This is a genomic window from Bradyrhizobium sp. (genome assembly GCF_017881085.1).
Classification (GTDB): domain Bacteria; phylum Pseudomonadota; class Alphaproteobacteria; order Rhizobiales; family Xanthobacteraceae; genus Bradyrhizobium.
The window spans coordinates 1-7,069 of record NZ_JADGRI010000286.1; the positions used below are offsets into that span (position 1 = coordinate 1).

The 7,069-nt window shown below is 63.8% G+C and carries 7 protein-coding genes; 6 read left to right on the forward strand and 1 reads right to left on the reverse strand.

Annotation, left to right across the window (positions count from 1 at the left end; all coding sequences use genetic code 11):
• Positions 1 to 86 precede the first annotated feature (86 nt).
• Positions 87 to 476 carry a hypothetical protein gene (locus tag QZ213_RS22045; RefSeq protein WP_291688210.1) on the forward strand — a complete coding sequence of 130 codons (390 nt, stop codon included), beginning with the start codon at positions 87 to 89 and terminating at the stop codon, positions 474 to 476.
• 307 nt (positions 477 to 783) lie between these two features.
• On the opposite strand, the gene QZ213_RS22050 is transcribed toward QZ213_RS22045, so the two are convergent.
• Positions 784 to 1,725: a ring-cleaving dioxygenase gene (locus QZ213_RS22050; protein ID WP_291688211.1), complete on the reverse strand. Its 942-nt coding sequence runs from the start codon at positions 1,723 to 1,725 to the stop codon at positions 784 to 786.
• 142 nt (positions 1,726 to 1,867) lie between these two features.
• Between QZ213_RS22050 and QZ213_RS22055 the strand changes: the two genes are divergently transcribed.
• The 5 genes from QZ213_RS22055 to QZ213_RS22075 all read left to right on the forward strand — a co-directional run.
• A complete protein-coding gene (locus QZ213_RS22055) occupies positions 1,868 to 2,629 on the forward strand; it encodes a crotonase/enoyl-CoA hydratase family protein (RefSeq protein WP_291688212.1) in 762 nt (253 codons plus the stop codon).
• Between the two features lie 251 nt (positions 2,630 to 2,880).
• The gene (locus QZ213_RS22060) at positions 2,881 to 4,515 is read left to right on the forward strand and encodes a bifunctional metallophosphatase/5'-nucleotidase (RefSeq protein ID WP_291688216.1); all 1,635 of its coding nucleotides are present in this window, start codon (positions 2,881 to 2,883) and stop codon (positions 4,513 to 4,515) included.
• A 101-nt stretch (positions 4,516 to 4,616) separates the two neighbouring features.
• Positions 4,617 to 5,567 carry a histone deacetylase family protein gene (locus QZ213_RS22065; protein WP_291688213.1) on the forward strand — a complete coding sequence of 317 codons (951 nt, stop codon included), beginning with the start codon at positions 4,617 to 4,619 and terminating at the stop codon, positions 5,565 to 5,567.
• Positions 5,568 to 5,611: 44 nt separating this feature from the next.
• Positions 5,612 to 5,863 (forward strand): exodeoxyribonuclease VII small subunit, encoded by a 252-nt coding sequence (locus QZ213_RS22070; RefSeq protein ID WP_291688214.1) that lies wholly within the window; start codon positions 5,612 to 5,614, stop codon positions 5,861 to 5,863.
• Positions 5,864 to 6,040: 177 nt separating this feature from the next.
• Positions 6,041 to 7,069: hypothetical protein (locus QZ213_RS22075; protein ID WP_291688215.1), on the forward strand; the 1,029-nt coding region annotated here is incomplete at its 3' end.

Here is a 7,069-nt window from a genome sequence, read left to right on the forward strand (position 1 = left end):
GTCGGAACAGGATCAGCCTTGCGATGAACCGCGCGCAGCCAGTTCCAATGTTCTCTCGCCGCTGGATAACCGGCAGAGCGATATTCGTGAGCGTTGCCGCGCTGTGTCTACTGGCATCTGTCGCCAGATTGCCGGCGCAGGACGCCGGTGTCAGCGGCATTCCGCCGGGGCCGGGCAACGTCAACGGCCTCAACGGCTCGATCCGCGATCCCAGCGGCATCGGCAACGCGGCCAAAGTGCCGGCGCTGCCGCAGCCGACGATTGCTCCGGTCGTGCCGCCGACATTGGCGCCGTCCAGCGGTTACCGATCGTCCTCGCCGGCCTATTCCTATCGGCCTGTCCATGTTCGGCGAGCGTTAAGGACGAAACGAACGCGTCTGGCCAAGGGATCGCATCGCCCGGCGGCCAAGGCGCATGTGAGCAACGAAGACAAGCAGATCGATCGCAAGATCATGAGCATCTGCAGGGGATGCTGAGCTCTCTTCCGGAGCCGGCTTCCGCCGCGAAACACGGGAATGCTTGCCTGAGAAATACACCGACCTCATCCTGAGGAGCTTGCGAAGCAAGCGTCTCGAAGGATATGGCAGCACACCACTCGCGTCCATCCTTCGAGACGCGCGCAAGGGCGCGCTCCTCAGGATGAGGTCGGAGTGCTCCCCACAAGTTCGATCGGTCTCCATTAAAGTCTTTGTAGGGTGGGTTAGCCGAAGCCGTAACCCACCCTCGCAAGCGCGATGCCGTGACAAGTTGGTGGGTTACGCTTCGCGAACCCACCCAACAGATTCACTCAATCGGCTTCAGCCCCGCCTCGATCTGCGCGCGGCGCGGTTCGAGGAATGGCGGCAGCGCCAGCTTCTCGCCAAGCGATGCCATCGGCTCGTCGGCGGCAAAGCCCGGGCCGTCGGTGGCGATTTCAAACAGGATGCCGTTGGGCTCGCGGAAATACAGGCTGCGGAAATAGAAGCGGTCGATTTCGCCGGAGTTGGGAATCCGCAGTTCGTTGAGCCGCCGCGTCCAGGCGTGATACTGTGTCGCGTCGGGCGTGCGGAAGGCGACGTGATGCACGCCGCCCGCGCCCTGCCGAGCGGGCGGCGTATCTTTTTGTTCGAGCACATGCAGCTCGGCCGCGGGACCGCCCTCGCCCATCGCAAACACATGAATATCTGCTCCGTGCGCGGCATAGTCGCGCACGTGACGCATGTTCATGACTTCGGTCAGCACAATCGAGGTCCGCGACAACTCATGCACGGTGAGCATGATCGGGCCGAGACCGCGGATCTGGTGTTCTTCCGGCACCGTACTCTTCTCCCATGGCGAGGCCGTTCCCGCACCGCCATCGTCGACCAGCACCAGGCGTTGCCCCTCGCCGTCCTCGAACGGCAAGGTCAGCCGGCCGTCGACCTCGATCACCTCGCCGGTCACGCCGCCCGCCTGCTTCAGGCGATCGCGCCAGAACCCGAGGGCTTTTTCGCCGGCGACGCGCAGGCCGGTGCGGGAAATGCTGTTGGTTCCGCGCAGCTCGGGGGCCGCCGGAAAATCGAAGAAGGTGAGATCGGTGCCCGGATTGGCCTTTCCGTCGGCGTAGAACAGATGATAGGCGCTGACATCGTCCTGGTTGACCGTCTTCTTGACCAGCCGCATGCCGAGCAGGCCGGTGTAAAACGCCAGGTTTTCCCGCGGTTTTGCCGAAATCGCGGTCAGATGGTGAATCCCCGTTAACTGCATCGCATGGTCCTCGTGCGCGTCAATCAGCCACCGTTGAAAACCGCCCCGGCCCGGTTTGGAGCGTCGTGGAGATGATGTAGGATATGTCTTGAAGACTCGCCAGCGGCAGCGCTTGCCGCTTGCCATGCCCAAGGACCGCCTCATGTCCGGCCATTTGATCGTCACCGATGAAGACGCGACGCGCATGATCAAGCTGCGGCGGCCGGAAAAGAAGAACGCGATCACCCAGGACATGTACCGCGCGATGAGCGAGGCCATCGACACTGCGCAGAACAATCCGAATATTCGCTGCATGATCATCACCGGCGGCTCCGGCGTCTTCACCGCCGGCAACGATCTCGAGGATTTCCTGAAAGACGGCACTTCCAATACCGACGCGCCGCGGGCATCGAATGCGACGAAGTTCCTCTATTCGCTCGCCCACAACGTCAAGCCGATCATCGCCGCGGTCGATGGCATCGCGATCGGCATCGGCACCACCATGCTGTTCCACTGCGACTACGTGCTCGCCTCGACGACGGCGGCTTTCTCGACACCCTTCATCCATCTGGGACTGGTGCCGGAAGGCGCCTCCAGCCTGTTGATGCCGCGCACCATGGGATATCAGCGCGCCTTTGCGACGCTGGTGATGGGCCGCACGGTCAGCGCCGAGGATGCCCGCGTCGCCGGCTTCGTCAACGTGGTGGTGTCGCCGGGTCACACCGAGGCCGAGGCGCGCAAGGTAGCGCGGGAAATCTGCGCACTGCCGGCAGAGGCGGTCGCGATCTCCCGCAAGCTGCTGCGGACGCCGCCGGAAGACCTGACCCGCCGGATCGACCAGGAGGGCCATCTGTTCGGCGAGCGCATGCGCTCCAAGGAGGCGGTCGCCGCGTTCAAGGCCTTCTTCTCGCGCAAAAAGGCGTGAACGCGCATCGCCTTCGTGAATTCGTTGCCTTGCCGCTTTAGTGTACTCGCCATGCCCGGGCTTGTCCCGGGCAACAACGTCTTGACGAGGGTGCAGACAGAAGACGTGGATGGCCGGGCACAGGCGAGCGGAAGCGACGCCGTCCTCTGGACGGCTATGCTCGGCCATGACGAATAAATTGGCGGCATTTCCGGTCATGCGCGTAAAATAAGATCATGAGACCTTCGCTTTCGCCGATCCTCGCAGCATTGATGCTGCTCATTGCGCTCGATCCGTCTGCGCGCGCCCTCGCGCAGGCCGCCCCGGTCGACCTGCGCATCCTCGCCATCAACGATTTCCACGGCAATCTGCGGCCGCCGCCGGGCGGGATTCAAATCACCGACCCCGACGACAAGACCAAAAAGATCATGGTGCCGGCCGGCGGCGCCGAGACCATGGCGACGCTGGTCGGGCAATTGCGCGAGGGGCACACCAACACGATCTTTGTCGCAGCCGGAGACCTGATCGGCGCGAGCCCCCTGCTGTCGGCGATGTTTCACGACGAGCCGACCATCGAATCGATGTCGATGATGGGGCTCGATCTATCCGCGGTCGGCAATCACGAATTCGACGAGGGCAAGGACGAATTGCTGCGGATGCAGAACGGCGGCTGCCACAGAATCGACAAATGCCAGGGACCGCATCCGTTTCCCGGCGCGAGGTTTCACTACCTCGCCGCCTCTACCTTCGACACCAAAACCGGCAAGACCATCTTCCCGGCCTACGAGATCAGGGAGTTCGAGGGTATTCCAGTCGCCTTCATCGGCCTGACCTTGAAAGGCACGCCCGGCATCGTTTCACCGGAGGGCGTCGCGGGGCTTGAATTCCGCGACGAGGCCGACACGGTGAACGCGCTGGTGCCGGAACTGAAGGCCCGCGGCGTCGAGGCCATCGTCGTCCTGATCCACGAAGGCGGCTTTCCGACCGGCGATTACAATGAATGCCCCGGGATTTCCGGGCCGATCGCCGACATCGTCAGGAAGTTCGACAAGGCGGTCGATGTGGTGATCAGCGGCCACACCCACCGCGCCTATGTCTGCGAGATCGACGGACGGCTGGTCACCTCGGGCGACAAGTTCGGCACCCTCGTCACCGCGATCGACCTGAAGCTCGATTCCGCAACCCGCGACGTCATCAGCGCCAGGGCTGACAACGTCATCGTCCGCACCGGTACCTATGCGAAGGATTCCGAGCAGACCGCGCTGCTCGCCGCCTACGACAAGGTGGCCGCGCCGATCGCCAACCGCCACGCGGGGTCGATCACGGCAACGCTGTCACGCGTGCCCAACGACGCCGGCGAGAGCGTGCTCGGCGACATCATCGCCGATGCCCAGCTGGCCGCGACCAGCCCTGAGACCGACGGCGCCGCCGTGATCGCCCTCACCAATCCGGGCGGCATCCGCACCGATATCCCCGGCAAGGAGGATGGCGCGGTGGCCTATGCCGATTTGTTCGCCAGCCAGCCGTTCCGCAATCAACTGGTCACGCTGACGCTGACGGGAATGCAGATCAAGAACATGCTGGAGCAGCAATGGCTCGACCCGAAGCGGCCTCGGATCCTGCAGGTCTCCAGGGGTTTTTCCTATGCCTGGGACGCCGAGAAGCCGTATGGCGAGCACGTGATCGCCGACCGTATGTCGGTCAACGGACAGCGCATCGATCCCGCGGCGAGCTACCGCGTCACCGTCAACAACTATCTCGCGGTCGGGGGCGATGGCTTTACCGTACTGAAGGACGGCATGGTGCCGCGATTTGGCGTCTATGACGTCGATGCCCTCTACGCCTATTTCCAGGCCCATAGCCCGATCGCGCCCGCGGCAACCGATCGCATTGTGCGATTGAACTGAAATGCGAGCCATGCAGGGCCGCTCCGCTCTTTCCCAGCGGCCGGCGAACCCTTAAGTTAGCCCCTCCTCGAAAGCGCGAGGTTCACGCGCCAGGACGTTGCATGACCCTTCTTCTCACCCACCCGGCCTGTCTCGAACATGCGACGCCTCCGGGACATCCGGAGCGCGCCGACCGGCTGCGCGCCGTCAATCAGGTGCTGGCGCAGGACCGCTTCAACAGCCTGGTGCGCGGCGAGGCGCCGGAAGGCAACCTCGATCTGGTCACGCTCTGCCACAACGAACATTACGTCGGCGAGCTGCGGCACATCGCGCCGACCAGCGGCTTGATCTATATCGACGGCGATACCTCGATGTCGCCGGGCACCTGGGAGGCGGTGATGCGCGGGGTCGGCGGCGCGGTCGCCGCCACCGACGCCGTCATGTCCGGCGCCCATCACAACGCCTTCGTGGCGGTGCGGCCTCCCGGCCATCATGCCGAGATCAACAAGTCGATGGGCTTCTGCTTTTTCGACAACGTCGCCATTGCCGCGCGTCATGCCCAGCGCAAATACGGCATCGCGCGGGCCGCCATCGTCGATTTCGACGTCCATCACGGCAACGGAACCCAGGATATTTTCTGGGCCGATCCGACCGTGATGTATTGCTCGACCCACCAGATGCCGCTGTTTCCGGGCACCGGCGCCTCCGGCGAGCGCGGCGAGCACGACACCATCGTCAACGCGCCGCTGGCCTCCGAAGATGGCGGCCCCAAGTTCCGCGCCGCCTTCGAGCACATCATCCTGCCGCAGCTGCGAAAATTCAGCCCCGAACTGATCATGATCTCCGCCGGCTTCGACGCGCATTACCGGGATCCGCTGGCCTCGCTCAATCTGAAGGCGGAGGATTTCGACTGGGTCACGCGCAAGCTGATGGACCTCGCGGAGACCACCGCCGGCGGCCGAATTGTCTCGGTGCTGGAGGGCGGCTATGATCTGCAGGGCCTGCAGGAGTCGGTCGCGGCGCACGTCACCGCTTTGATGGGCGCGGAATCGCGCCAGACTACGTCCGCATAGATTCGTTCAAGTCGCAGGCAGCCGCGCATCCGGGAACACACTATATGGTCGAAAACACCCCTGTGGACGTCAAGAAGCTCTCTTTCGAGCGGGCGCTCGAGGAGCTTGAATCGATCGTCAAGCGACTCGAGGACGGCAAGGTGCCGCTGGAGGAATCGGTGGCCATCTACGAGCGCGGCGAGTCCCTGAAACGGCGCTGCGAGGAACTGCTGCGGCAGGCCGAGGCGCGGGTCGACAAGATCACCACCGACGCGTCCGGCCAGGTCACCGGGACCGAACCGCTCGACGTCCAGTAACGGCCGAACCGCGCGCCCCACGGCGGGATGCAAGCTGGGCTTCACGTCGCTCCCCTGCAACAGTAATGAATATTAGGCGAATTCGGCCTCGAGCCACCCCGGCAGGGGCCGAAATAGCTCTTGGCCGGTTACGCGGCCTGATATAGTCCCCCGGCTAGCCCGGGGATCATCAATAACGTGCGCGTTCAGCACCGCCATATCGTCTATGTGCAGGGATACGATCCGCGCGGCCTTGCGCAATATTACCGCATGTTCCGCACCGAACTGCGGAAGTTCGGCCGGCTGTACCAACTCGCCACCACCATCAGCCGCCCGCAGACCGCCCCCGACGGCGAAAGCGCGTCCTGGACCATCGAGACCAAGGCGAGCGACTGGCAAACCCGCACCAGCTACGACTTCCTGCGGTTTGAAGACCTGATCCAGCGCGACCTTGCCGCGCCGATCCTGGGCACGGTGCTGCGGGCGATCTGGATCTACTGGCGGCTGGTGTTCCGCGGCACCATCGCGCGCTTCTGGAAGGCGAACTGGCGGTTCGCGACCTTCATCACCTATCCGCATCTGTTGCTGCTGGCCGAAGCGCTGTGCAGTCTCGGCGTCGCGCTCGCCATCGCCAGGGGATCGAACGCGCTCGGTATTCCCAGCCTGTTCGGCATTGCGGCGGCGGTCATCGTTTTCGTCGCGCTTTTGGGCACGGTGCTGAAATACACCGAAAACCAGACCTACCTGCTCTATCTCCTGTCCGACACGATCTGGACCTGGCAATTCTCCCACCGCCAGCGGCCGGAATGGGACGAGCGTATCGACCGTTTCGCCCAATATCTCGTCAACCTCGCGCGCGAGAGCGACGCCGAGGAGATCGTCGTCGTCGGCCACAGTTCGGGATCGTTCCTGGGCGCCGAGATTCTGGCGCGCGCTCTGAAGCTCGATCCGGTGCTCGGCCGGCACGGGCCGCGCATCGTATTGCTGACGATCGGCGGCAATTTCCCGATCGTCGGATTTCACGCCGCCTCGCAGGGTTTCCGCAATCACCTTCGCCAACTGGCGGTTGAGCCTTCGATCGACTGGATCGACTGCCAGTCGCGCAAGGACGTGATGAATTTCTATCCATTCGATCCGATCGCCGGCCATGGCATCGACGTCGGCGCCTCACGGCGAAACCCGACCATTGTGCCGGTGCGGTTCCGCGAAATCATCAAGCCCGAGCAT